Annotated in this window: 22 protein-coding genes; 18 read left to right on the top strand and 4 right to left on the bottom strand. The window is 61.7% G+C overall.

Annotation, left to right across the window (positions count from 1 at the left end):
• Positions 1–45 precede the first annotated feature (45 nt).
• Together AB0P14_RS07485 and AB0P14_RS07480 are read right to left on the bottom strand one after the other, a co-directional pair.
• Positions 46–1,521 carry a DUF349 domain-containing protein gene (locus tag AB0P14_RS07485; RefSeq protein WP_363839895.1) on the bottom strand — a complete coding sequence of 492 codons (1,476 nt, stop codon included), beginning with the start codon at positions 1,519–1,521 and terminating at the stop codon, positions 46–48.
• Between the two features lie 121 nt (positions 1,522–1,642).
• Complete coding sequence (locus AB0P14_RS07480) at positions 1,643–2,458, bottom strand: peptidylprolyl isomerase (RefSeq protein WP_363840429.1); 816 nt, start codon at positions 2,456–2,458, stop codon at positions 1,643–1,645.
• A 244-nt stretch (positions 2,459–2,702) separates the two neighbouring features.
• On the opposite strand from AB0P14_RS07480, the gene hisS reads away from it, so the two are divergent.
• The 3 genes from hisS to AB0P14_RS07465 all read left to right on the top strand — a co-directional run bounded on the left by hisS (position 2,703) and on the right by AB0P14_RS07465 (position 6,803).
• A complete protein-coding gene (hisS, locus tag AB0P14_RS07475) occupies positions 2,703–4,049 on the top strand; it encodes a histidine--tRNA ligase (protein WP_363839892.1) in 1,347 nt (448 codons plus the stop codon).
• Between the two features lie 214 nt (positions 4,050–4,263).
• On the top strand, positions 4,264–6,066 hold the full coding sequence (aspS, locus tag AB0P14_RS07470) for an aspartate--tRNA ligase (protein ID WP_363839889.1): 1,803 nt from the start codon (positions 4,264–4,266) through the stop codon (positions 6,064–6,066).
• A gap of 194 nt (positions 6,067–6,260) precedes the next feature.
• On the top strand, positions 6,261–6,803 hold the full coding sequence (locus AB0P14_RS07465; RefSeq protein ID WP_363839886.1) for a GNAT family N-acetyltransferase: 543 nt from the start codon (positions 6,261–6,263) through the stop codon (positions 6,801–6,803).
• Between the two features lie 33 nt (positions 6,804–6,836).
• Here the strand turns inward: AB0P14_RS07465 and AB0P14_RS07460 are convergent, their stop codons facing one another.
• Positions 6,837–7,451, bottom strand: coding sequence for an RraA family protein (locus AB0P14_RS07460; RefSeq protein WP_363839883.1), 615 nt, complete (start codon positions 7,449–7,451; stop codon positions 6,837–6,839).
• A 79-nt stretch (positions 7,452–7,530) separates the two neighbouring features.
• On the opposite strand from AB0P14_RS07460, the gene AB0P14_RS07455 reads away from it, so the two are divergent.
• Positions 7,531–8,352 (top strand): GNAT family N-acetyltransferase, encoded by an 822-nt coding sequence (locus AB0P14_RS07455; RefSeq protein ID WP_363839880.1) that lies wholly within the window; start codon positions 7,531–7,533, stop codon positions 8,350–8,352.
• 112 nt (positions 8,353–8,464) lie between these two features.
• Here the strand turns inward: AB0P14_RS07455 and AB0P14_RS07450 are convergent, their stop codons facing one another.
• On the bottom strand, positions 8,465–9,073 hold the full coding sequence (locus tag AB0P14_RS07450; RefSeq protein WP_363839878.1) for an acVLRF1 family peptidyl-tRNA hydrolase: 609 nt from the start codon (positions 9,071–9,073) through the stop codon (positions 8,465–8,467).
• Positions 9,074–9,168: 95 nt separating this feature from the next.
• Between AB0P14_RS07450 and AB0P14_RS07445 the strand changes: the two genes are divergently transcribed.
• From AB0P14_RS07445 to nusB, 14 genes are all read left to right on the top strand, one after another.
• Positions 9,169–10,563 (top strand): replication-associated recombination protein A, encoded by a 1,395-nt coding sequence (locus AB0P14_RS07445; RefSeq protein ID WP_363840426.1) that lies wholly within the window; start codon positions 9,169–9,171, stop codon positions 10,561–10,563.
• A gap of 306 nt (positions 10,564–10,869) precedes the next feature.
• Positions 10,870–11,496, top strand: a complete 627-nt coding sequence (gene rpsD, locus AB0P14_RS07440) for a 30S ribosomal protein S4 (protein ID WP_363839875.1) — start codon at positions 10,870–10,872, stop codon at positions 11,494–11,496.
• Between the two features lie 259 nt (positions 11,497–11,755).
• On the top strand, positions 11,756–12,130 hold the full coding sequence (locus tag AB0P14_RS07435; RefSeq protein WP_363839872.1) for a DUF948 domain-containing protein: 375 nt from the start codon (positions 11,756–11,758) through the stop codon (positions 12,128–12,130).
• A 24-nt stretch (positions 12,131–12,154) separates the two neighbouring features.
• A complete protein-coding gene (locus AB0P14_RS07430) occupies positions 12,155–12,388 on the top strand; it encodes a hypothetical protein (protein ID WP_363839869.1) in 234 nt (77 codons plus the stop codon).
• Positions 12,389–12,514: 126 nt separating this feature from the next.
• Complete coding sequence (gene alaS, locus AB0P14_RS07425; RefSeq protein ID WP_363839866.1) at positions 12,515–15,196, top strand: alanine--tRNA ligase; 2,682 nt, start codon at positions 12,515–12,517, stop codon at positions 15,194–15,196.
• Between the two features lie 7 nt (positions 15,197–15,203).
• Positions 15,204–15,794, top strand: a complete 591-nt coding sequence (gene ruvX / locus AB0P14_RS07420) for a Holliday junction resolvase RuvX (RefSeq protein WP_363839863.1) — start codon at positions 15,204–15,206, stop codon at positions 15,792–15,794.
• Positions 15,791–17,197, top strand: coding sequence for an endolytic transglycosylase MltG (gene mltG / locus AB0P14_RS07415; protein WP_363839860.1), 1,407 nt, complete (start codon positions 15,791–15,793; stop codon positions 17,195–17,197). Before ruvX ends, mltG begins: the two co-directional genes overlap by 4 nt.
• Positions 17,198–18,106 (top strand): shikimate dehydrogenase, encoded by a 909-nt coding sequence (locus tag AB0P14_RS07410; protein WP_363839857.1) that lies wholly within the window; start codon positions 17,198–17,200, stop codon positions 18,104–18,106.
• Between the two features lie 5 nt (positions 18,107–18,111).
• Positions 18,112–19,311 carry a chorismate synthase gene (aroC, locus tag AB0P14_RS07405; RefSeq protein WP_363839854.1) on the top strand — a complete coding sequence of 400 codons (1,200 nt, stop codon included), beginning with the start codon at positions 18,112–18,114 and terminating at the stop codon, positions 19,309–19,311.
• Positions 19,311–19,883 (top strand): shikimate kinase, encoded by a 573-nt coding sequence (locus AB0P14_RS07400; RefSeq protein ID WP_363839851.1) that lies wholly within the window; start codon positions 19,311–19,313, stop codon positions 19,881–19,883. The genes aroC and AB0P14_RS07400 overlap by 1 nt, the downstream gene beginning before the upstream one ends.
• 21 nt (positions 19,884–19,904) lie before the next feature.
• A complete protein-coding gene (gene aroB, locus AB0P14_RS07395; protein ID WP_363840423.1) occupies positions 19,905–21,020 on the top strand; it encodes a 3-dehydroquinate synthase in 1,116 nt (371 codons plus the stop codon).
• A gap of 46 nt (positions 21,021–21,066) precedes the next feature.
• The gene (locus tag AB0P14_RS07390) at positions 21,067–21,522 is read left to right on the top strand and encodes a tetratricopeptide repeat protein (RefSeq protein WP_363839848.1); all 456 of its coding nucleotides are present in this window, start codon (positions 21,067–21,069) and stop codon (positions 21,520–21,522) included.
• Between the two features lie 150 nt (positions 21,523–21,672).
• Entirely contained in the window at positions 21,673–22,236 is a 564-nt protein-coding gene (gene efp / locus AB0P14_RS07385; RefSeq protein WP_363839845.1) for an elongation factor P, read from the top strand.
• Positions 22,236–22,682 (top strand): transcription antitermination factor NusB, encoded by a 447-nt coding sequence (gene nusB, locus AB0P14_RS07380; RefSeq protein WP_363839842.1) that lies wholly within the window; start codon positions 22,236–22,238, stop codon positions 22,680–22,682. The genes efp and nusB overlap by 1 nt, the downstream gene beginning before the upstream one ends.
• Positions 22,683–22,980: the final 298 nt, after the last annotated feature.

The following is a 22,980-nucleotide window of genomic DNA, read 5'->3' as shown; positions in this document are numbered from 1 at the left end:
CAAAGAGACTGCGAAATCATCCCGCAGCTACTCAGTTACGCAGAATCAGGAGAAGTCCTGAGCTGCTTTCTGGATTTGCTCCAGCCACAGCTCACGGGCGGCCAGTGCTTCGGTAGCCTTGGCTACCTTGCGGGCGTCCCCGGCCTTCTCGGCGGCAGCCAGATCGTCCTTGAGTCCTGCAATGGTTGCTTCCAGCTGGCTCAGCGCGCTGCTGGTGCGTGCCTTGGCTTCGGGATCGCTGCGGCGCCAGTTGTCGTCTTCGGCGGTACGGACGGCATCCTCGACCTTGCGCAGGCCAGCTTCAACCCGCTGCATGTCATTGCGCGGAACCTTGCCGGCTGCTTCCCAGCGGTCACGGATGGACTGCAGGGCCTTCTTGGCGGCGCTGAGGTCCTTGATGGGCAGCAATGCCTGCGCCTCGGTGATCAAGGCCTCCTTGACCACCAAGTTGGCGCCGAACTCTTCATCCAGAGCGCTGTTGGCGGCCTGACGGGCAGCGAAGAACTTGTCCTGTGCCCCACGGAAGCGTGCCCAGAGTGCGTCATCATCCTTGCGGCTGGCGCGAGGTGAGCTCTTCCACTGGTCCATGAGCCGGCGGTACTCTCCCGCGGCATAGCCCCACTCGGTGGAGGTAGCTAGTTCCTCGGCGGCTGCAATCAGCGCTTCCTTGGTGCTCTTGGCGGAGGCGTTGTTGTTATCCAGCTGCGAGAAGTAGGCGCGGCGGTGGCGGTCAAAAACCGTGCGGGCGCTGCGGAACCGCTTCCACAGTCCTTCTTCCGTGGCCCTGCCCAGACGCATACCGGACTTCTGCGCCGTCTTCCATGACTCGAAGAGCTCGTTCATGCGGGCGCTGCTGACCTTCCACTGAATTGTGGCGGGGTCCTCGGCAGAAATGGTTTCTGCCTCGGCCACAATTGCTTCCCGAGCGGCAAGTTCGACGGCGCGGGCCGAGTCGTGCGCGGCCCTCTCCGCAGCAGCCAGTGCCTTGATGTTCGCTTCAAGGGCAAGCAAACGGGCCAGTGCTGCGTTGACGTCACCAACGGAGGTGCGCTCACCCAGCTGCTCGCGCAGGTGGGTGACCGTCTTATTCATGTCCGTGGTCGGTGCCTTGGCCTCAACACGCTGCTCCAAGAGAATGATCTGGGCCAGGATGTCATCAAACTTGCGCACAAAGTAGCTCAGCGCCTCGTCCTTGGTGGCGCCAGGGTACTGGCCAACAGGGAACTCTTCACCATCGAGGATCAAGAAGACGTGACCATCTTCTTCGGCGCGGCCAAACTTGGCAGCTTCAGCCAAGTTGACGGCAGGAACTGCCGGTGCTGCGAGCGGAGCCGGAACCGCTGCGGGCGCCGGCACCTTGGGGCGGGCGGCAAACGCGGCCGGGGAAGGTGAGGGAACAGGAGCAGATGCCGGTGCCGGGGCGGGAGTGGCCGCCGTCGTGCTTTCGACAGGGGCATTTTCCGTTACGGGAGGCTCTGTTGTTGAGGCAAGTGTTTCGTCGGATTCTTGACTGTGTGTCACCGCTAAAAGTCTTTCGCTTGATGGATACGGGCAGGTGGTGCAAAAACTACCTGGCCAGGATCGTGGTGGAGCTTTTCCCGGGGAACACGGCTGTGCCGCACCAGGGAAGGCCTGATGAAAACTAGTTGAGCTTGAACGAGTCTATCGTCACCTTGGTGTTGGGCGCACCGTCGGTTGCACCATTGGCGATCCCGTCCTTGGCAATTCCTGTCACGACGTCGAGGCCGCTGGTGACCTTTCCAACAATGGTGTAACCGCCATCGCCTTGGGGGAGATTGGTGTCTTCATAGGTGATAAAGAACTGGGTGCCGTTGGAATAGACCGTGTTGGCGCGCGCTACAGCAATGGTTCCTGCAGGGTATTTTCCATCTGCTGGGGTGTTTTCCACCGGGCCCCACTGGTAGCTGGGGTCGCCAGCGCCGTCGCCCTTGAGCGAGCCGCACTGCAGGACGCCGAAGTTGGGGGAGTTGGTCAACCGGTGGCAGGTCTTGCCCGTCATGAAGCCCTCGTCGGCGAGGGACTTGAACACGGCGGCGGCCTGGGGCGCCTTGGTGCCGTCAAGTTCCACCCCCAGTGGTTTGCCGTTGAGCGTCAGGGTTCCGGTAAACGTCTTGCCTTGGGCAGTCTCTGCCTTCGGAACCGTGGGGCTGTTGGTTTCTACCGGGGCTGATGCGGAGGGAGCTGGAGTGCTCGGCTCGGCCGATGCGTCGGCCGAGGAGGTGCTGGCATCAGTGCCCGTTGCGTCGGCGTCCGATTTAGGGCTGAAAACCGTCAACGCCAGCACGGCTGCGAGGGCCAGTGCAGCACCAATCGCAATGAAAGCAATGAGATTATCGCGCTTGCGCCGCTGGAGCTGTTCCTGGTGCAAGGCCTGGTTGGCCTCCATGCGGGCCACGCGTGCTTTGGCTTCACGGGCGGACTTGTTGCTGTTGGCCAACTGTGCCTCTTCCTTCAATTCAAGCGTCAAATCGAGCGGTATGTTCACCTAGCGCTGTCGCGGCCGGGTAGGTTAGGGGTGGGCTGTCAAACCTTATAAAATGGCAGCCGGTGCCAGTTTACCCATGTAATGCCCGCTCTGCGGTGAGCATGACTTGGGCTTCGACGCGCCGTTACGTTTACCCGCCCCGCCGGATCCAGTGACCGACTTTTTGGATCCGGTGCATGTTAGGAGAGCAACACCCATGGCACGCAACGCCTCCTTGTCCGGTTTTCCCGAGTGGCTTCCCGAGGAGCGGCTGGTGGAGCAACATGTGCTGGACACCTTGCGCCGCACCTTTGAACTGCACGGATTCAGCTCCATCGAGACACGGGCTGTGGAAACTGTTGGCCATCTCCTGCGCAAGGGTGAGATCGATAAGGAAGTGTATGGGCTTTCACGCCTCCAAGACGACGACGGCAACGTCGCCGTTGCCTCCAAGGATGATCCCAATGCGCTGGCCCTGCACTTCGATCTGACGGTGCCCTTTGCCCGCTATGTAGTGGAAAACGCTGGCTACTTGTCCTTCCCCTTCCGCCGCTACCAGATCCAGAAGGTCTGGCGCGGCGAGCGTCCCCAGGAGGGCCGCGCCCGCGAGTTCACCCAGGCGGATATTGATGTCGTGGCCGACGGCGTACTGCCGTTCCGCTATGACGTGGAACTTGCGCTGGTCATCGCTGAGGCTCTCTCTGCCCTGCCGATCCCTGCGTTCAAGCTGCGGATCAACAACCGTAAGCTGGCCGAAGGCTTCTACCGCGGCATTGGTCTCACCGACACCGCTGGTGTTTTGCGCAGCATCGACAAGCTGGAGAAGATCGGCGCCGAGAAGGTAGCCGAACTGCTCAAGAATGAGCTCGGCGCTACCGACGAGCAGGCTGCCAAGGCTCTGGCACTGGCATCCATCCGCACTGAGGACACCTCCTTCGTGGCAGCCGTGCGTGCCCTGGGCGTCACCGATGAGCTCATGGAAGAGGGCCTGAACGAGCTCGAACAGGTCATTTCAGCGGCCGTCAAGAGCGCTCCAGGCTCGGTTGTGGCCGATCTCTCCATTGCCCGTGGCTTGGATTACTACACGGGAACTGTGTACGAGACTGTGCTGGTTGGCCACGAGCAGTTGGGGTCCATCTGCTCGGGCGGGCGCTACGACGCCCTCGCGTCCAAGGGCAACCGCAAGTTCCCCGGCGTTGGGCTGTCTATTGGTGTCACCCGCCTCGTGGCACGCATCCTGAGCCAAGAATTCGCCAAGGCCTCCCGCTCTGTCCCCACGGCCGTGCTTGTCACTTTGGTCGATGAGGATAGCTGGAGTGAAGCCCAAGACGTGGCGACTGCGCTGCGCGCCCGCGGAATCTCCACCGAAGTAGCTGCCAAGGCGGATAAGTTCGGCAAACAGATCAAGTACGCCGACAAGCGCGGCATCCCGTACGTCTGGTTCACCGACGAGAGCGGTGCGCACCAGGTCAAGGACATCCGCTCCGGCGATCAGGTAGCAGCGGACCCCGCCACCTGGATGCCGCCCGTTGAGGACCTGACCCCACAAATCGTCGTCGCATAGCACTCGATTCCCGGCTGGGCTGCATCGATCCGTGAGAAATGGTCGGTCTGACCCACGAGAACGACCTTTTCTCACGGATCGATTCACTAGCGGGGTCTCGACAAGCTCTGCCACCGAGCGGGACCACGGCGATTGTCAATCACCGGTAAACTTCTAACAACGTCTCTTTTAGGCCCGGAATCGCGGGCCGAACACCACCATTGAAAGGAATGCTGTGCTGCGCACACATGACCTAGGCTCCTTGCGGGCTGAACATATTGGCCAAACCGTCACGCTTTCGGGCTGGGTTGCCCGCCGCCGTGATCACGGTGGAGTGGCTTTCTTGGACCTGCGTGACGCATCTGGCGTGGCACAGATTGTGGTGCGTGAGGAAGAAGTCTTCCACGCACTGCGTAACGAATTTGTTTTGCAGATCACCGGAACGGTTTCACGCCGTCCCGAGGGCAACGAAAACCCGGCCCTCGCCACGGGTGAGATCGAAGTCATGGCCGATGACGTCGTCGTGCTTAATGAAGCAGCACCGCTGCCCTTCCAAGTTGATGACCACACTGAGGTTGGTGAGGAAGCGCGTCTGAAGCACCGCTACCTGGACCTGCGCCGTCCGGTCATGCAGCGCAACATGCGCCTGCGCTCCGAGGCCAACCGGGTTGCCCGCAACCTGCTGCACGATCAGGGTTACATCGAGATTGAAACCCCCACACTGACGCGCTCCACCCCTGAGGGTGCCCGAGACTTCGTGGTGCCGGCACGTCTGGCTCCCGGTTCTTGGTACGCGCTGCCGCAGTCGCCTCAGCTGTTCAAGCAGCTCCTGCAGGTGGGCGGCTTCGAAAAGTACTACCAGATTGCCCGTTGCTACCGTGACGAAGACTTCCGTGCGGATCGCCAGCCGGAATTCACCCAGCTCGACATCGAGGCCAGCTTCGTTGACCAGGACGACATCATCGCCTTGGGTGAAAAGATCGTCGCCGAGCTGTGGAAGCTGATCGACGTTGAGATCCCGATGCCGATCCAGCGCATGACGTACCGCGATGCCATGGCTCGCTTTGGTTCGGACAAGCCGGATCTGCGCTTCGGCCAGGAACTGAGCGATCTCACCGAATTCTTCAAGGACACCGAATTCGGCGTCTTCAAGGCTCCCTACGTGGGTGCCGTGGTCATGCCCGGCGGTGCTTCGCAGCCTCGCCGCCAGCTCGACGCTTGGCAGGAATGGGCCAAGCAGCGCGGTGCCAAGGGTCTGGCATATGTGTTGATCAAGGAAGAGGGCGAGCTCACCGGACCGGTAGCCAAGAACCTCACCGAGACCGAACGTGCCGGCCTGGCCGACGCTGTTGGTGCCAAGACCGGCGACTGCATCTTCTTCGCCGCCGGCGAGGTGTCCCCCTCCCGCGCGCTGCTCGGCGCCGCTCGTGTTGAGATCGGTCACCGCACCGGCCTGATCAACCCGAAGGACTGGGCGTTCGTATGGGTTGTTGACGCGCCCATGTTCGAGCCCACCAGCGTTGCCGTTGGTTCCGGCGACGTGGCCCTGGGGCACAGCGCCTGGACGGCCGTGCACCACGCGTTCACCTCACCCAAGCCCGAATTCATGGATAACTTCGACACCGATCCGGGCGAGGCGCTGGCTTACGCCTACGACATCGTCTGCAACGGTAACGAAATCGGAGGAGGATCCATCCGTATCCACCGCCGCGACGTCCAGGAGCGCGTCTTCGGTGTCATGGGCATCTCCGAGGCCGAGGCTGATGAGAAGTTCGGCTTCTTGCTGGACGGCTTCAAGTTCGGCGCCCCGCCGCATGGTGGCATCGCCATTGGCTGGGACCGTGCCGTGTCACTTTTGGCCGGTGTTGACTCCATCCGCGACGTCATTGCCTTCCCGAAGTCCGGCGGCGGCTACGACCCCATGACCGAAGCTCCGGCCCCGATTACGGCGCAGCAGCGCAAGGAAGCCGGCGTTGACTTCAAGCCGGAGGCCAAGAAAGCTGACCCCGAAGACAAGGGCGACACCGACGCCAAGTAGTTCTGCGCCACGTAGTTTTATGCGGTTCTGAAATGCCTGCCTTCCCATTGTGGGGAGGCAGGCATTTTGCTTGTCAACGCACGACGGTGGATCCCTCACCTAAGTGGTGGGTGTCCCTCACCTAAGCGGTGGCTGACGACTCGGCAGTGTGCAGCACCCGGTCTGCACGAATGCGAATTCTCTAGAATCGCTGGATGCCCACCAAGACCCAACGCTTGTTCCTTGACCGCCCCCGTTGTGAAGATGCCGATGGCTTGCACCAGATCTGTAGCGATCCACGCGTCTGGAGTCATTTCCCCAGCCTGAGGCATGGCGACATTGAACAGACACAGGTGATGGTGAGCAGATTCATTTCGGCGTGGGACCGTGCTGAGTTAGGCCCGTGGGTTGTCAAGAACCCCAGTGACCAGAGCATCATCGGCTACGGCGGCTGTTCCATCAAAGATGACATCTTTTGGAACCTGGGCTACCGTTTCGCCTTCGATGCTCAAGGCCAAGGCTTCGCAACGGAGCTCTCGCGAGAGGCTGTGAGGCAAGCGAAGCTGAGCCGCCCCGAGCTTCCTCTTGTGGCCTATTTGCTTGAACATAACGTGGCTTCGGCACGCGTTGCCGAGAAGGTTGGCCTGACCCTGCTCCATAGGGGCATCGATGCAGGCAACCCGGATTCGAAAGCGATTCGGCTCGTTTATGCGGACCGGGCTCTGACGGAGGAGCAGCTGGCCCACATCATGCTCTGAGCCTCCGGCAGCCTGCTCCCGGGTTGTTGCGTGCTACCAATCCACTCCCGCAGCTCTGAGGATGGAATTGATCTTCTCCTCGTGTTCGGCGTCCCATTCATCAAGTGTTTGGGCTTGCTCTGCCTGAGCCTTGTCAGAGACGGACTTAAGCACTGATTCGAGGATCTTCGCCGGCACGGCAACGATCCCTTCCTCATCCGCTACGAGGAAGTCGCCAGGATGCACCAGGACTCCGCCGCATTTTACGGGTTGCTGCAACGGCAGGACTACAGCCTTCAGGCCAGGTTTGGGTACTACGGCACGGGCAAATACGGGAAAACCCAGATCACGGATTTCCTGCACGTCACGGATGGCACCGTCAATTATGAGACCGGCGATCCCGCGCCGCTGCGCCACAGCACAGACGTTGCCTCCTGCGATCGCGTGGGAAGAGTCGCCGCCATCGACCACGAGCACGGATCCGGCCGGTGCCCGGTGGATCGCCGCATGGAGCATCAGATTATCGCCCGGAGCGCAGCGGACTGTGTAGGCCGGCCCGCTCAGCCGAGCACCATCCCACAGAGGGCGAATGCCAGGGGACAGGACTTGCTCCCGACTGAGCTGTTCGGCGAAGGCTGTGGGGGAAATGAAGTGTGATGAATCGTTCATTGTGCTTCCTTGTCGGAATTGCGGAGTCTCGTCTATGTGATCCTACGGGTTGGGGCTCAGCTGCCATTAAGCTGTTGCAATGACAATTGCGGCAGCCGGACATCTCGATAAAATTGAGCAGCTCATGAACGCTGCGTGGCCGGCCCCGGATGCCGTAGACGTGGACGGGTGGCTCTTGCGCTCCGCCGGCGGTGTCACTCAACGCGCCAACTCCGTGTGGCCCGTGTCAGCGCCCAGCGATACGGCAGCTGCGCTGGCGTCCACGACGCGTTGGTACGCTGACCGCCACCAACCGGTGATTTTTCAGCTGAGCCACCGTGCTGAAAATGTGGCTCTGGAAGCGCTGCTCGATCAACAGTCCTATAGCAAGCAGTCGCAGACACTCATCATGACCGCCACGGCAGCACTGCGCTCAGCTGATGAGGCCACCCATCCGCCACCGTCAAAAAGCACTATCACCATGACTACTATCCCCACGCAGGACTGGTTGGAACTGTGGTGGAGCGTTGATGGCCGTGGCGGGCCGCAGGAAATGGCTATGGCCCACAGCATTCTTGTAGCCGCCACGGCCCTGTATGCCACGGCCCATGATGATGAGGGCAGGGCCGTGGGTACCGGGCGCCTAGCCATGCCGCAGCTAGGCAAGCCAGCAGGCTCCGAAGCATGGGGAGGGATCTACTCCATGGCCGTCCACCCTCAAGCGCGGCGCCGCGGCATCGCCACCCAAATCCTCAACGCCCTGACGGCGGCCGGGACAGAGCGGGGTCTGCGCAACTACTGGCTCATGGTGACAGCTGCCAACGATGGAGCCCAGGAGCTGTACGGTCGCGCCGGATTCGCCGAACAAGGCCGTTACCACTACCGGCAGGCACCTCTGCGGCGTGCCCTCGGCGCCTGCTGAGACGCTGACTAGGACCCTATTCGGCACAAAACGCGGGTGATCCGCTGGCACATGATCCTGGCACACCCGTGTTAGCTGCCCAAACGATTCGCGCATCGCCGGCGTAGGCTAGCTAGCTCCCCACGGGATCGGTGATGGTGATCCGGACGGAGCAGAAATCACCGGCGGCCTTCTGCAGCACTGCCATGTTCGGATCGGTGACGGCCAACGGGGCTAAACGGGACTGCTGGGCAACAGCACCGAGCGCGGGCGTCGCCAAGACCGATTCCACCAGTGCCTTATCGCCTCCCGTAGCCACATATTCGAAGCCCTGACCCGAAAAAACTTTGGCGGCCTCGCCAGCAGCGCGCTGCACTACGGCGGCGCCAGCGTCCGCGCCGCGGGACCGTGCCCCTGCCGTTCCCACCTTGTGTGCCAGCAACTTCCCACCCACAGCGACGCCCACTGCAAAGCCGCCCCGGCGTACCAACACCAAACCAAGACGGCGTTCCTGGGCCGCTAAGGAAACCACCCGGTCCATCAGCCCGGCGCCCCGGCCGGGACGTCCGTCGTCGGGCCACGGCGGGGTGACTAGCGCGGTGGCGCCGTCGCGCATGGCCAGCATGACGCCGTCGTCCGTGTCTGTTGTGGCGGCCAAGCCGCGGTGGGAGGCGGCGAAACGATCCACCCAACCGAGAAGGCGGGCGGGCGGAACAAGGGCGGTGCGCTGGGCTGGGTTCACGCTGCCAGACTACCGGGCGATAGCCTAGAGGGGTGAGTGACCTCTTTAGCGCCCTGCACGGGGACGATGACGCGGACGACGACGGCACCCTCGCCTTGGGCGGCGGGACCTTCGGCGGTGCCAGTGCCGAGCCGGGATCGCGCCCGCGCAGCCCGCTAGCCGTGCGCATGCGCCCCCGCAGCTTGGATGAAGTGGTGGGCCAACAACATCTGCTGGGACAGGGATCGCCCTTGCAAATGCTGGCCGCCGGCGGCAGTGGCGGGGGAGCGGCTGGGCCTGCATCGGTCATGCTCTGGGGCCCTCCGGGAACGGGTAAGACCACGCTGGCCCATGTCATTGCCCGCGGCCCGGGGCGAAAGTTTGTTGAACTCTCCGCTATCACTGCCGGGGTCAAGGACGTGCGCCGGGTCATGGATCAGGCACTGACCGACAGAGACTTGCACGGGCGCACCACAGTGCTGTTCCTGGATGAGATCCACCGCTTCAACAAGGCCCAGCAGGATGCGTTGTTGCCGGGAGTGGAAAACCGGTGGGTGGTGCTGATTGCTGCCACCACGGAGAACCCGTCGTTCTCCGTGGTGGCGCCGTTGCTCTCACGGTCTATTTTGCTGACCCTGCAACCGTTGACCAATGCCGACATTCAAGGTCTGCTCGAGCGGGCGATCACTGATTCGCGTGGTTTGGATGGGCTGGTCACTGTCACCGATGATGCCATGGACCACCTGGTCCGCTTGGCCAGTGGCGATGCCCGGCGAGCCCTGACAACATTGGAGGCCGCCGCCGGCGTGGCGCTGTCCGAACTGTCTGTCTCCGAAGTGGCTGCCGATGCTGCAGACGAACCCGTGGTAGTTGATCTGGCTGTTGCCGAGCGCGCCATTGACGCTGCCGCTGTCCGCTACGACCGGGCTGGGGATCAGCACTATGACATCATCAGTGCCTTCATTAAGTCTGTACGCGGTTCCGACGTTGATGCCGCATTGCACTACTTGGCCCGGATGTTGGAGGCGGGGGAGGACCCTCGCTTCATCAGCCGCCGCATCATGATCTCTGCCTCAGAGGATGTGGGCATGGCGGATCCAACGGCGTTGCAGACTGCCGTGGCCGCAGCCCAAGCGGTGGCCTTGATTGGCATGCCGGAGGCCCGGATAATTCTGGCCCAGGCCGTGGTTCATGTGGCGACGGCACCCAAGTCGAACGCTTCCTATAACGGCATCAATGCGGCGGTGGCCGATGTTCGGGCAGGTAAGGGCACCACCGTTCCGGCGCCGCTGCGCGATGCTCACTATGCGGGCTCTGCCGGATTGGGTCATGGCAAGGGCTACATTTACGCCCACGATGCCCCGCACTCCATCGCCGTGCAGCAATATCCGCCGGATGACTTGGTGGGCAAGAACTACTACACGCCCACAGCCAACGGCCATGAACGCGATCTGGGCCCGCGGCTCACCCGGTTGCGAGAAATTGTTCGTGGCACCGGTCCTGTGAAATAGCACGTCCCACCGGGGTACTCTGCGCCGTCGGGCATGGGCGGTGATCCGGGGCGGCGGGCGCGGGCAGGGGCACCCGGGTAGCAGCTACCAGGCCGCTATCAAGTGGTAGAGTTGACTCCGCACTGGCAAGCTCTGGCTCCATGCACAACATCCTCGTACGGTGATACCGGCTTTCGGCCGCTTATTTACCGTGCTTTCAAGGATCTGTTGTCTATGCCCAGGTGCTGTAGCAATGGGTTGCAATAGCCCAAACTCTCCACAATGGAGGCCAGACAATTACGTATTGCACATATTGGAAGGACACAAGTGGCTAACAACACACGTGCCCGCCGTCAGGCCCGCCTTTCGCGGTCCCTCGGCATTGCCCTGACTCCCAAGGCCGCCAAGTACCTGGAGCGCCGCCCGTACGGCCCCGGTGAGCATGGCCGCGCCCGCAAGAAGCAGGACAGCGACTACGCCGTACGTCTGCGCGAAAAGCAGCGTCTGCGCGCCCAGTACGGCATCCGCGAAGCACAGATGACCCGTGCCTTCGAAGAAGCCAAGCACACCAAGGGCATGACCGGTGAAAACCTGGTTGAGATCCTTGAAAGCCGTTTGGACGCCCTGGTTCTGCGTGCAGGCTTCGCCCGCACCACCGCCCAGGCTCGCCAGCTGGTTGTGCACCGCCACATCATGGTCGACGGCGCCCGCGTGGACCGCCCGTCGTTCCGCGTTGCCGAGGGTCAGCTGATCCACGTGCACCCGCGCAGCCAGACCATGGTTCCCCTGCAGCTTGCTGCAGCCGGCGCCCACCGCGACGTGCTCCCCGCCGTCCCGGCATACTTGGACGTGAAGCTGGAGAGCCTGCAGGCTCGCCTGGTTCGCAAGCCCAAGCGTGCCGAGGTTCCCGTAACCTGTGAAGAGCAGCTGGTTGTTGAATTCTACTCACGCTAAATCTTCTTAGCATTGAGTAGAGCTCGATTCATTCGATGCTTGAAACACAAAACAGCCCGTGGCATCCGCCGCGGGCTGTTTTGTACCCACCCACCGATACTTTTGGACTAAGGTACTTTGGGGAAAGATGTTGCATAAGGTCAAAGCCGAGCAAAGCTCAGTAATAGCTCAGCAATAGCTCAGCAGTAGCTCAGCAATGGTTGGGCAACATTGGCCACACGTGTTTAAAGACGAGTTAACGAATTGAGGCGGCACACAGATGAGTGGTGGCGACATTGCAGGACTGATCGCAGCAGGAGTTTTTGCCGTTTTAGTGGCGTTGCTGGCAGTGCCGATCCTCAAACTAGGCAAGGTCTTCGACGAAGTCCGCGTGACCATCAAGCAGATTGGTGATGGCACCACGCCCCTGATCGACGAGGTCACGGCCACCGTTGCCACGACCAACACGCAGCTGGGCAAGGTGGATGGAATCTCCAATAACGTCTCGGACGCCACCGCCAACATCTCAGCTCTCTCCGCGCTGGTGGCCGCAACCATCGGCTCCCCGCTGATCAAGGTTGCCGCATTCTCCTACGGCGTCCGCCAAGCCTTTGCTGGCCGCGGAAAACCCACCCGCGCCCGGCGCAGCCGCTAAACGGAACCTCCTCAAGGAAAAACCATGAAGAAAATCTTTTGGCTCGGCGTCGGCATCACTGTTGGTGTCATCGCAGCCCGTAAAATTACTGCCGCCAAAGGCGCGCTCGGTCCTGCCGGACTCAACCGTGCCGTGGGACAAATGAGCGACGCCGTTCACGACTTCGCCGACGCTCTCCGTGAGAACATGAATCAACGCGAAAGTGACCTCCGGATTGCTTTGGGTGTGGATCAGGACCCCTCCGCCACTCGTCGCTGATCTACTACTGATGCACAAACCGGCCGGCATCTGCCCGTCCACCATGCTGCCTCACCACGCTGCGCGGCAGTCGCCAGTGCAGCCAAGCTTTTGCCCGATAGAACTATTGAAGGAGCCACCAGGCTAATGAAATCGCACGATATTGCACGCCGCTGGGTAGATTTTTTCACCAGCAAGCAACATACCCCCGTGCCCTCGGCCTCACTGGTGTCCTCCGACCCGTCATTGCTCTTTACCGTGGCCGGCATGGTCCCGTTCATCCCGTACCTGACAGCCCGCGAGGTGCCGCCGTTCAAACGCGCAACCAGTGTCCAAAAGTGCATCCGCACCGGTGACATTGAAGAAGTCGGCAAGACGGTCCGTCACGGCACCTTCTTCCAGATGTGCGGTAACTTCTCCTTCGGGGACTACTTCAAGGAAACAGCCATTCCCTACGCCTGGGAACTGCTCACCTCCTCCATTGACGACGGCGGTTACGGACTCCCAGCCGATCGACTGTGGGTCACGGTGTACACCGAAGACGACGAAGCGTACGGCATCTGGCGCGATGTGGTGGGCGTGCCCACCGACCGGATCCAGCGCATCGGCAAGGAAGATAACTACTGGTCCACCGGCCAGCCCGGCCCGGCTGGCCCCTGCTCGGAAATCTTCTACGACCGTGGCCCCGAATACGGCATTGACGGTGGCCCGATTGCCGACGAAACCCGCTACATTGAAATCTGGAACCTCGTGTTCATGCAGTACCAGATTGACAATGTCACTTCCAAGGTTGACTTTGACGTGGTGGGCGAACTGCCCAACAAGAACATTGACACCGGTCTGGGTCTGGAACGTTTGGCCATGATTCTCCAAGGCGTGGAGAACATGTACGAGACCGATCAGGTACGCCCCGTCCTGGATAAAGCCGCAGAGCTTTCCGGCAGGAGCTACACCTCCACTGAGGAACCCGCCGATCCGCACCACATCGACGATGTGCGCATGCGCGTTGTTGCCGATCACATCCGTTCAGCTTTGATGTTGATTTCCGACGGCGTCACCCCCTCCAACGAAGGCCGCGGGTATGTGCTGCGTCGCCTGATCCGCCGTGCCGTGCGCTCCATGCGGCTCCTCGGTGTGGAAACCGCCGTGTTGCCTGAGTTGCTGCCGGTTTCCCGCGACGCCATGAAGGGCGCCTACCCCGAGGTTGAGACTGACTTCGCCCGGATCTCACGCATCGCTTACGCCGAAGAAAAGTCCTTCCTGCGCACCATCGCCAGCGGCACCGCCCGTTTGGAGGAAGCGGTCAAGGAATCCAAGGCTGCCAACACCAACCTCTCGGCCACCGAAGCGTTCGCGTTGCATGACACCTACGGTTTCCCGATCGATCTGACGCTGGAAATGGCCGGCGAAGCTGGTCTGGCTGTGGACGAGGCCGGATTCCGTGCCCTCATGCTCGAGCAGCGCCAACGCGCCCAGAAGGACGCCAAGTCCAAGAAAAGTGGCCACGCCGATCTTTCCGTCTTCCACGAGCTGCTGGCCCAGGGCGAGACGGTCTTCACCGGATACACCGAGCTGGAAGGTGAGGGCCGGGTTCGCTCCATCCTCGCCAACGGGGTCTCGGTGCAGCACGCCTCCACCGGCGATGAGATCTCCCTCGTTTTGGACGCCACCCCGTTCTACGCCGAGGCTGGTGGCCAGGCTGCCGATACCGGTCTGATCACCGGTGACGGCTTCGTTGTCGAGGTACTGGACGTACAAAAGCCCATCAAGGGACTGAGTGTGCATCAGGCCATCGTGCGCGAAGGTGAACTGCCGGCCGACGCTTTGGTGCGTGCCGCAGTCGACCGTGAACGCCGTCATGCCGCGGAACAGGCGCACACGGGAACGCACATTGTGCACGCTGCACTGCACCAGATCCTCGGCCCGGAAGCCCTCCAGCGCGGTTCCTATAACAAGGCCGGCTACCTGCGCTTCGACTTCTCCTGGGGCGAGGGCCTGAGCACGGCTACCCGCTCAGAAATCGAGGAAGTGGCCAACCTGGCCATCCGCAACAACTTCCGCGTTGACACCAAGGTCATGGACCTCGATGCTGCCAAGTCCCTGGGCGCCATGGCACTCTTCGGGGAGAACTACGGTTCAGAGGTGCGGGTTGTGGAGATCGACGGCGCCTGGTCCCGTGAGCTGTGCGGCGGTACCCATGTGGATAGCACCTCCCGTATCGGTTCGCTGACCCTGTTGGGCGAGCAGTCAGTTGGCTCCGGAAACCGCCGTGTCGAAGCTTTTGTCGGCATGGACGCCTTCCGTCACCTGGCTGCCGAGCGCGCCCTGGTCAGCTCTCTCTCTGAGATGTTGAAGGTTCCCTCGAACCTGGTGCCTGAGCGTGTGGCCGCAACCTTGGCCAAGCTCAAGCACGCCGAGAAGGACCTGGAGCGCCTGCGCAAGGAACAGGTCAGCGCCGCCGCGGCCACACTGGTGGGCTCCGCTGTGGACGCCAACGGTGTGCGTGTTATTGCGCACGACGCCGGTGAAGTCAGCAGTGCTGATGACCTGCGTGGGCTGGCACTGGACCTGCGCGATCGTCTCGGCTCCGCGCCGTCGACCATTGCCGTGGCAGGCGCCAGCAACGGCCGCCCCATCATCTTGGTGGTCACCAACGAGGCCGCCCGCGAGGCAGGCGTCAAGGCCGGCAACTTAGTCAAGTTGGCCTCCGGCATCTTGGGCGGTGGCGGCGGTGGAAAGCCGGATATGGCTCAGGGTGGCGGCCAGGACGTCAACGCTATCGGCGCCGCACTGGCTGCCGTCAGCGATGCCGTAAAGACGCGATCCTAGGGCTTTTGTGGCTGCGAAGAATTACCCGCAAGGGGTCAAACTTGGTGTGGATGTAGGCATGGTTCGGGTGGGGTTGGCAACATGTGACCCCGACGGAATTCTGGCCACACCCGTGAAGACCCTGAGCCGGGACACAAAGAAGAATAGTGACATCAAGGTGGTCGTCAAAGAGACGGCCAACCGTGGTGCGCAGCAAATCTTTGTGGGCCTGCCCCGCACCATGAAGGGTGAGGAAAAGGCGTCGGCCGAAATGGCCCGCAGCTACGCCCAGCAGCTTGCGAATATGCTGGCGGCCGCGGGGCAGGATGTCCCGGTGTTGCTGGTGGATGAGCGGTTGACCACTGTCAGCGCGCACCAAGCACTACGCCAAGCTGGTCTGGACACCCGCGAACACCGTAAAGTAGTAGATCAAGTGGCGGCGGTTGAAATACTGCAACATGCCTTAGATATGCAAAAAGCGCGCAATTCCGATGTCGGGGAGCTCGTGCGCGCAGTCAAGTCGGACGTTTTGGGGACAGCCGATTCACCTGAACACGAAAAGGGTCTCACCATTTCCAGCTCTTACAATGCGCCCGTCGCCACGCAGGAGGCGCCATGAGTGATCAGTTCCGAAAGCGTGATCGGACCCCTCACGGGAGTCAGGGCGCCGATCGCCATGGTGCTGCCCCATTTGACGCTGCCCGGCCTTTTGACGCTGCACAGCAGCAGGGTGCCACTCATCCCTATGACGACGAGCAGCCCGACGGCGAAACGTACTGGCAGGACGGCAGCGAGGACACGCTGTACACCGGCCACTCTGACTACGAGCATTACGAAGAGAACGAGCACGGGCAAGAGCAAGAGCACGGGCACGGGCACCCCGAGGCTTACGAGTCTGAAGCTTATGATCCGGCAGCAGCGGCAGCTTTGCCGTCCCGCCGCACCAGCCGTGTCTCCAAGCGTGTGCGCAAGCGCCGCCGCACCCTAGTGTTCTTGGTGATCTTGGTCTTGTTCGGCGCCGTGGTCTACTTCGCGGTCCAGACCGTTAAACCTATGCTGGGCGGATTCACTGTGCCGGACTATCCAGGTCCCGGATCCGGAAACGTGCAGATTGTGGTGCCCGAAGGTGCCACCGGACGCACGGTAGCCACTGAGCTCAAGTCCAAGGATGTGGTGGCCAGCGAGCAGGCCTTCCTTGACGCACTCAAGGCCGCCGAAGGATCGGCATCGCTGCAGCCGGGCGAATTCTCCATGAAGACCCAGATGAAGGCCGCCGACGCGGTCACCATTTTGTTGAACGTCAGCGATTCCAAGGTCCATTACGCGGCCGTTGCCCAGAACCTGCGCATCAACGAGGTGCTGGCAGTACTGGCCAAGAGCACCGGGCTTCCCGAAGCTGAGTTCACCGCACTCGCCAATCAGCCGAAGCTCTTTGGGCTGCCAGCTCAGGCTAAAAACCTTGAAGGGTATCTGGCCCCGGGGGAGTACCGTTTCCCGATTGAGCTCGACGCCAAGGAGATCCTGACCGAGATGGTCACCGGCACCATGAAGTCCCTCACGGACACCGGCGTCACCGATCCGGCGGAGCAATTCCGTGTGCTGACCATCGCCAGCATCATTGAATTCGAAGGCAACGAGGCTAACTACGCCAAGATTTCCGGTGCCATTGAGAACCGCATCAATAACCCCAACGGCGAAACGGGCGGACGCCTGGAATCCGATGCCACCGTGGCCTATGGTCTGGGGCTGAAAACCTATAACATCACGGCTGCGCAGAAGGCCGACGCGTCGAATCTGTACAATACCTTCGCTAATCCAGGGCTTCCCGTGGGTCCCATTGGTTCCCCGGGTATCAAGGCGATTCAGGCTGCCGCGCACCCTGAAACCAATCCGTACTACTTCTGGGTCACGATTAATCTGAAGACTGGCGAGACCCTGTATGCAGCGACTTTTGCTGAGCACCAGGTAAATGTTGCCAAATACGTGGCTTGGTGCGACGCCAATCCGGGGGCGTGCAGCTAAGTGACGAGCCAGCGACAAGGAGCGGTGTTGGGACACCCGATTGGGCATTCCAAATCACCGGCCCTGCACAACGCCGCCTATCAGCTGCTGGGGGCTGATTTCAGCTACCGCGCCATCGACGTCGAGGAATCGGGGATGGCTGACTTGCTGGCGCAGGTGCGTGCTGAGGGGAATTGGTACGGCCTCTCGGTCACCATGCCCTTGAAGAACGTGGCTGTGGAGCTGGTCGATGAACTCAGTGACGTGGCCCGTACCCTGGGCGCAGTCAACACCATCATCGCTACCACGGACGACGCCGGAGCCACCTTCCTGCGCGGCGATAACACCGATGTGGCTGGCATTGTGAACGCCTTGCGGCACGCCGGTGTGGGGGAGCGGCCCCGCGCCGCTATTCTCGGCGGCGGCGGCACCGCTGTCTCTGCCCTTGCAGCGTTGGTTGATTTGGAAGCCACGGACATTGTGGTGTTCGTGCGTAATCCGGTCAAGGCTGCTGGGACCCTCGAGGTGGCTGCTGCCTTGGCCGCCCCTGCAAGACTGGAATCCTTTGCTGGTACAGCACAGGATCTCGGGGACTTTGACGTGGTCATTTCCACCCTACCGCCGCGGGCTGCCGATGGCTTGGCAGCAGAATTTTTGGCCACCGGTGATTCGCCGGCCGGTGTCCTCTTGGACGTGGCCTACGATCCTTGGCCCAGCGCACTGGCGCAGGCATGGGAGTCACGCGGGGGAACCGTGGTGGCAGGCATTGAAATGCTTTTGTACCAAGGTGTGGAACAAGTCAAGCTGTTCGCGGAGGCCGGAGGATACGGCACCATCGCAACAGATACACAAGGGGACGTCATCAATGTGATGTGCGACGCAATTGGCGTGCACAGGCGGAATCCCCACGATGAGAACATGGCAGGATAGAGAGTATGTTGCGTTGGTTGACCGCCGGAGAATCACATGGCCCGGCCCTAGTTGGAATTATTGAAGGCGTCCCCGCCGGTGTGGAGCTCACGAGCGCCCACATCCGGGACGCCCTTGCGCGCCGCCGTCTAGGCTATGGCCGCGGCGCCCGCATGAAGTTTGAGCAGGACGTGGTCACCATTTTGGGTGGCGTCCGCCACGGGCTCACCCAAGGCGGTCCGGTGGCCATTCAGATCGCCAACTCCGAATGGCCCAAGTGGGAGGCGATCATGTCCGCTGACCCCGTGGATGCCGCCGAGTTGGAGGGCCAAGCCCGGAACGCTCCCTTGACGCGCCCTCGCCCCGGCCATGCAGATTTCACCGGCATGCAGAAGTACGGCTTCAGCGAAGCGCGTCCCGTCTTGGAGCGCGCCAGCGCCCGCGAAACAGCCACCCGCGTGGCCCTCGGCGTAGTGGCTGCACAGATGCTCGCCGCCGTCGGCGTCGAACTGGTCAGCCACACCGTGCAGATTGCCGGTGTCGCCTCACCGGAGACAGCCGCACTGCCGGTACTCGCCGACGTTGCAGCCCTAGACGCCGATCCGCTGCGCTGCTTTGACGCAGCTACCTCAGCGGCCATGGTGGAGGAAGTCGATACCGCCCAGAAGCAGGGCGAAACCCTCGGTGGTGTGGTTGAGGTGCTCGCCTACAACCTGCCTCCCGGCCTAGGCAGCTACGTGCACTGGGACCGCCGCCTGGACTCCCGCCTGGCCGGAGCCCTCATGGGCATCCAGGCCATCAAAGGCGTTGAAGTTGGCGACGGTTTTGCCACGGCAGCCCGCCGCGGTTCCGCAGCACACGACGAAATTGTGCGGGATGACTCCGGGCGAATCATCCGCACCTCCAACCGCGCAGGCGGCATCGAGGGTGGCATGAGCATTGGCGACGTACTGCGTGTACGCGCTGCCATGAAGCCCATTGCCACCGTGCCCCGGGCGTTGAAGACCATTGACGTCGCCACGGGTGAGCCCGCCAAGGCCCACCACCAGCGCTCGGACGTGTGTGCGGTTCCCGCCGCCGGCGTCGTCGCGGAAGCCATGACCGCTCTGGTGCTGGCCGAGGCTCTCGTGGAGAAGTTTGGTGGCGACTCCATCCAGGAGACCAAGCGCAACATGGACAGCTACCTGGCAGCAATCCCTGCCAATCTGGATACTCAGGACCACTGATGGTTGTGGGCAGGGATTCGGTGGGGGCCCCGGACTTCACCCCCCAACGGCCTATCGTCATGATCGGCCCCATGGCTGTGGGAAAGTCGGTCATTGGGGCCGAACTGGCCCGCGTGCTGGGCCTGCCGTTCGTGGATTCTGACCACAAGATCGTGGCCAAGCACGGGCCCGTTCCACGGATTTTCGCGGCCCGGGGTGAACACCACTTTCGGCAGCTCGAAGCCAAGGCCATCGCCGATGTCCTGGACTCCCCAGATCCAGCGCCGGTGGTGCTGTCCTTGGGTGGCGGCGCTGTCCTGGACTCCGGAACCCAGCAATTGCTGGCCCGGGCCACCGTAGTTTTCCTGCGTGCAGAACTGGACACCGTCCGGGAGCGCATTACTCGCAACACCGGCCGGCCCCTGTTGGCGGCCGATCCGGTAGCCACCTGGGAACGCTTGGCCGCCATCCGTGGCCCTGTGTACGCCCGGCTGGCCGACATCACCCTTGATGTGGGCCATTCAAATGTGCCGCAGCTCGTTGAGCGGCTGATCCACCTGCTGGCAGCAGAATCCAGAAAAGAGAAGCTCTAAACCGTGAACACCGTGAACACCGTGAACCCCCAGACTGCTCCGGCAGCAGAGACACCCAACACCGTCATCAAGGTCACCGGTGTCCTTCCACAGGAAAACTACGACGTCGTAGTGGGCCGTGGACTGCTATCCCACCTTCCTGAGCTCTTGGGTGAGCGGGTCAAAAAGGTTTTGGTCATCCACCCCCGTGCGCTGCGCATGACCGGAGACGCTGTCCGCGACGATCTGGAAGCCGCAGGCTTCACCGCCCTCACCGCCGAGATCCCCGACGCAGAAGAGGGCAAGCACATTCAGGTGGCCTCATTCTGCTGGGAAGTCTTGGGCAAGAACGATTTCACCCGCTCCGACGCCATTGTGGCTGTGGGTGGCGGCGCCGTGACCGACCTTGGCGGTTTTGTTGCAGCAACCTGGCTGCGCGGGGTCAAACTCGTGAACATCCCCACCTCGCTGCTCGGCATGGTGGACGCCTCCGTAGGTGGGAAGACCGGAATCAACACCGCCGAGGGCAAGAACCTGGTGGGTTCCTTCCACCCGCCTGCAGGGGTCCTGGTGGATCTGGATACCCTGGCCACGCTGCCCCCGAACGAACTCATCTCCGGCATGGCCGAGGTCATCAAGTGTGGCTTCATTGCCGACCCCATCATCTTGGATTTGATCGAGGCCAACCCGGACGCTGTCAAGGACCCCGCATCGCCGGTCCTGCGTGAATTGATTGAACGTGCCATTGCCGTCAAGGCGAAGGTGGTCTCCGAGGACCTGAAGGAATCGGGCCTCCGTGAAATCCTGAACTACGGACACACCTTGGGCCACGCTATTGAACTGGCCGAACGCTACTCCTGGCGCCACGGCGCGGCCGTTTCTGTGGGCATGATGTTCGCCGCCGAATTGGCTCGCAGTGTGGGCCGTCTCAGTGATGAGGACGCTGACCGTCACCGCACCATCTTGGATCTGCTGGGTCTGCCGCTGACGTACCGCCGGGACCGCTGGCAGGCGCTGCTGGATGGCATGAAGCGCGATAAGAAGTCCCGCGGGGACCTGTTGCGCTTTGTGGTCCTTGACGGAGTAGGTCGGCCCGGGATCCTCGATGTCCCTGACCAGTCACTGCTCTTTGCCGCCTACCAAGAGATTGCTTCGTAATATGGGATTGAAAGATTGGCCCTCTGCCGGTTTTCCCGGGATAGCCGTGAACCCCGAAACACTCATGCCCGAGGTCGTGGACGAAGATGCCTGCACGCTGGCACTGAAAGAATCCGGTGACGCGGCGGATCGGGTGTTTGTGCTCCTGGCCCGTGGACTGACTGCCGAGGCTGCCGAGGCGGCCGCCGATGCCCGCCTGATCGATCCCGGCTCCTTGCGCCTGCAGGTGCTCGATGCCGAGATTTTACGCGCTAGCAAGCACTATGACAGGGCTGAGCGAATCCTTCGCGGGCTACTGCCGGAGGTGAGCGGCACACCCATGGAGCCGTGGGTTTTCCAACAACTCGGCAAGGTCCATTTCAGCAGCGGAGCCTTTGAAGCGGCTGCGAAAATCTTCGCTACCGCACTGGAACTCAGGGTCGCATCCGGATCCGACGCCACGGCTATCTACTCCGCCACGGTGTCGCTCAAGCGGGCGCTGGACCTAGCAGAACGCGCCTAAAGGCCCCTCGAGACCAACGGGAGTTCACCTCACTGGCGGCAGGCCGGCGTCGTGCTTGTCGTGGTGGGGTGAATCATACGGCGCACCGTGGCCGGATGCGGTAGTATGGTCAATGGATTTTTGATAATACTTATACGCTAAGAGGCAACTGTGGCAACGACTAATGACATTAAGAACGGAACCGTTCTCAAGCTTGAGGGCCAATTGTGGAACGTCATTGAGTTCCAGCACGTCAAGCCGGGCAAGGGCGGTGCGTTCGTTCGCACCAAGATGCGTAACATTCTTTCCGGCAAGGTAGTCGATAAGACCTTCAACGCTGGCTTGAAGATTGAAACTGCCACTGTTGATCGCTCTGACTTCCAGTACCTGTACCAGGACGGCGAAGACTTCGTGTTCATGGACAACGACAACTTCGATCAGCTCACTGTCTCGGCTAAGACTGTTGGCGACGCCACGAACTTCATGCTGGAAAACCTGAACGTGACCATCGCGCTGCACGAAGGTAACCCGCTGTACATCGAACTGCCGCCGTCGGTTCAGCTGCGCATCACCTACACCGAGCCGGGCCTGCAGGGCGACCGCTCCTCCGCTGGCACCAAGCCTGCAACCGTTGAGACCGGCTTTGAAATCCAGGTTCCCTTGTTCGTTGAGAACAACACCTTGGTCAAGGTCGACACCCGCGACGGTAGCTACCAGGGACGTGTAAGCGAGTAGTGGCAAGCACTAAAGACAACCCCTCGGGCAAGCCGAACTCGGCACGTAGCAAGGCCCGCCGCCGAGCCCTAGACATCTTGTTCGAGGCCGAGCAGCGCGAAGTCAGTGCCATGTCGGCGTTGACGGCGCGGCGCGAAATCGCCGACCAGATCATCAACCTCTACACGGTTGACGTGGTCGAAGGCGTGACGGCAATGACCGAGAGCATTGACGAATTCCTGCAGACTTACTCACAGGGCTGGACGCTTGAGCGCATGCCCGCAGTGGACAGGATCATCCTGCGCATCGGCACCTGGGAACTGCTCTACAACGACGACGTCCCCGACGGTGTCGCTGTCAGCGAAGCCGTGGAACTGGCGAAGATTCTCTCAACGGATGAATCACCGCAGTTCATCAACGGTCTCCTGGGCCGATTGCAGCAGATCAAGCCGACACTCTTGGCTTAACTGTTTCAGGCGTAACTGTTTCAAGAACAGTTGCACCAGTTGCTCCTCTCAATGACCCGTAGCCGGGCTCGAATACACCGCGAATTGCCGTGTATTTCAGCCCAGCTGCGGGTCTTTTTGTTGCGGGCGTTTCAGAAGTCTCGCAGCCGTTCAGCTCTTGAGCACCGAGGACACAAACTTAACTCTTCGGATACGCACTAGAGCCTTGGTGGCCCTGAAGCGTACAACAACTGCACACTCGAGGCAGAATCCCGGTCTTGGCCGGTCTCTATCGGCATATACCTGGACATCTTGCGGC

It is taken from the genome of Specibacter sp. NPDC078709, assembly GCF_040686795.1.
GTDB lineage: Bacteria > Actinomycetota > Actinomycetes > Actinomycetales > Micrococcaceae > Specibacter.
The sequence above is the reverse complement of the archived record's forward strand: the minus strand, read 5'-3'. Positions and strand labels throughout refer to the sequence as shown.

Excerpts from the sequence above, each read along its gene's own strand:
- AB0P14_RS07465 (WP_363839886.1), top strand. The coding sequence starts at position 6,261 with ATGCCCACCAAGACCCAACGCTTGTTCCTTGACCGCCCCCGTTGTGAA.
- aroC (WP_363839854.1), top strand. The coding sequence starts at position 18,112 with ATGTTGCGTTGGTTGACCGCCGGAGAATCACATGGCCCGGCCCTAGTT.
- AB0P14_RS07460 (WP_363839883.1), bottom strand. The coding sequence starts at position 7,451 with ATGAACGATTCATCACACTTCATTTCCCCCACAGCCTTCGCCGAACAG.
- AB0P14_RS07430 (WP_363839869.1), top strand. The coding sequence starts at position 12,155 with ATGAAGAAAATCTTTTGGCTCGGCGTCGGCATCACTGTTGGTGTCATC.
- AB0P14_RS07400 (WP_363839851.1), top strand. The coding sequence starts at position 19,311 with ATGGTTGTGGGCAGGGATTCGGTGGGGGCCCCGGACTTCACCCCCCAA.
- AB0P14_RS07435 (WP_363839872.1), top strand. The coding sequence starts at position 11,756 with ATGAGTGGTGGCGACATTGCAGGACTGATCGCAGCAGGAGTTTTTGCC.
- hisS (WP_363839892.1), top strand. The coding sequence starts at position 2,703 with ATGGCACGCAACGCCTCCTTGTCCGGTTTTCCCGAGTGGCTTCCCGAG.
- AB0P14_RS07455 (WP_363839880.1), top strand. The coding sequence starts at position 7,531 with ATGACAATTGCGGCAGCCGGACATCTCGATAAAATTGAGCAGCTCATG.
- alaS (WP_363839866.1), top strand. The coding sequence starts at position 12,515 with ATGAAATCGCACGATATTGCACGCCGCTGGGTAGATTTTTTCACCAGC.
- mltG (WP_363839860.1), top strand. The coding sequence starts at position 15,791 with ATGAGTGATCAGTTCCGAAAGCGTGATCGGACCCCTCACGGGAGTCAG.